This window comes from Delftia sp. ASV31, from assembly GCF_016428765.1.
In the GTDB taxonomy this organism is placed as follows: Bacteria; Pseudomonadota; Gammaproteobacteria; order Burkholderiales; family Burkholderiaceae_C; genus Comamonas; species Comamonas acidovorans.
In genome coordinates, this window is sequence record NZ_JAELTK010000193.1 from 1 (window position 1) to 1,398 (window position 1,398).

A 1,398-nucleotide genomic window follows, 5' to 3' on the forward strand; every position below is an offset into this window, starting at 1 on the left:
ACATGGCTCACGGGGCCCACAGGAATTGCGAAACCGCGCTGGCCGTTTTGTATAGGCTCCCCTTTTGCACCTGGAGCTGGATAACGCATTAGTCCTTCGGATACGTTTTTAAGAGTGCAGCCACTTGTACTCTTCTTGCAAGAATTCCTCGTGTTGTAACTGTGAAATTCGTTGTTGTCTTCATCAAAAAGCATTACTCCGTTACTGTCTTCGCCTAGCAATCCGGGGTAGCTCTTTCTATTGTTGCTTAAATAGCCCCGTTGCGCCATTGTTCCTGGCTCAAGACCAAGCGGGTCGGCCAGATTAACAGGCGAATTTCTAACATATCCGCAGGGGTTAGTCCCACCCATCAAACCAATCGGGTCCTGATTGATATAACTCCCCACTACCGGATCGTAATACCGATGCCGGTTGTAATACAGCCCCGTTTCCCTGTCATGGTGCTGCCCCGGCAGCCGGATCGCCTGGTGGATGCCCTGCGGGTTGTGCTCCTGCAGCACATTGCCCCAGTGGTCCAGCTTTGCGGCTCAGGCCACCTGGCCGGTCTGGTCCGTCAGGGCCATGGGCGTGCCCAGGTGGTCGCAGTGGTAGTGGTGGATGGCGATGCGGGCGTGTTGTTCTTTTTCCTGTTCCTGAACCTTTGTCTGCATGTCGTAGCAGTATTTCAGGCTATGTTCTGGAGATAATAATTAGAGTAGCATAGCCAACTCTTGGCCATTAATCTTTTATATCAATCTAATTATCATTAATCAAAGAATGAATGCATTAATCAATAAGATTATATGAACCCCTTGATTTATTAATCAGAATAGTAAAAAATTACCCCAATAGTTGGTTAGCGCTCTCTGTGCTTGCGCCTTCTCCATGTATCCATCTGGAAGCAAATTAGCTGTATTTACCAAAAACAATGCAACAAGCTTGGATTGCTCGTGACTCAATTTGTTGAATCCAGAATAATCCTGCCGTCGTCTGCCTACGTTGTAAGTAGCCTTGGATTCATTCAGCCCCAACTCCAACTTATCCATAAAATAAATATAATATTCCAATGCAAAATGTTTTAGATCATAGAAATATAACAAAAATGACGGAAGGTAATAAATAAAACCGTCGTCATTCAACATTAAAAACTGCACATATTCTTCATACAAATAATCAAGATCAACTTCGGTCCATTTTTTTCCTAGAAATAGTCTAATACCCTTCTCATAGTCAATAGAATCATCCCCGGAGAATGTATTATCAATAAACAATCCGCAATTCGGCAGATCATCAGAAAATTCTTTCTTTAATGCAATGTTGTACCTTTCCCGTAAAGAAGGCTCAAGTTTACTATCACGCAATCTTTCTGAAATTATATTATTTAAATTCATATTTATTCCGCCTGTCCTGTGCATTTTC

The 1,398-nt window shown here is 43.3% G+C and carries 1 protein-coding gene and 1 pseudogene; both read right to left on the bottom strand.

The features are described 5' to 3' along the window. A pseudogene (locus JHD82_RS30035) lies at nt 1-650 on the bottom strand (RHS repeat-associated core domain-containing protein); the annotation flags it as partial. Nucleotides 651-803: 153 nt separating this feature from the next. After that, nucleotides 804-1,398: DUF6714 family protein (locus tag JHD82_RS28965; protein ID WP_199140340.1), on the bottom strand; the 595-nt coding region annotated here is incomplete at its 5' end.